At 27.9% G+C, this 519-nt stretch carries 2 pseudogenes; both read right to left on the reverse strand.

Annotated features, from left to right (window positions below):
* Window positions 1-127: pseudogene (locus JWF52_RS19845) on the reverse strand (phosphopentomutase); the annotation flags it as partial.
* Window positions 117-519: pseudogene (locus tag JWF52_RS19070) on the reverse strand (phosphopentomutase); the annotation flags it as partial. The pseudogenes JWF52_RS19070 and JWF52_RS19845, both read right to left, overlap by 11 nt.

The following is a 519-nucleotide window of genomic DNA, read 5'->3' on the forward strand; positions in this document are numbered from 1 at the left end:
CTATATCTGCCATACTTTCTAAAATAGGCATTTGATTACAATTTTTTCTATTTGTTTTACTGTAAACTAATACTGGAACATATTCTCTAGTATGATCAGTTCCTTTGAATGTAGGATCATTTCCCATGATCTGCAGTTATTATTAAAAGATCATCTTCTTTAAGTTCTTTGATAAGAATTCCTAATTGAGAATCAAATTCTTCTAATGCTCTCTTATATCCTTCACTATCTCTTCTATGTCCATATAATGCATCAAAATCTACTAAGTTTAAGAATATTAAACCTTTATAAGATCCATCCCTTGCAATCTCTATAGTTTTATTCATTCCATCTTCATTGCTCTTTGTTTTTATACTCTTTGTTATTCCTTGATATGAGTATATATCTCCTATCTTACCAATTCCAACTACATCTAAATTATTTTCATAAAGTGCATCTAAAATTGTTTTAGTTGGTGGTTTTAGAGCATAATCTTTTCTATTTGAAGTTCTTGTAAAGTTTTCTTTATTAGTTCCAACA

It is taken from the genome of Clostridium sp. CCUG 7971, from assembly GCF_017590215.1.
GTDB lineage: Bacteria > Bacillota > Clostridia > Peptostreptococcales > Peptostreptococcaceae > Faecalimicrobium.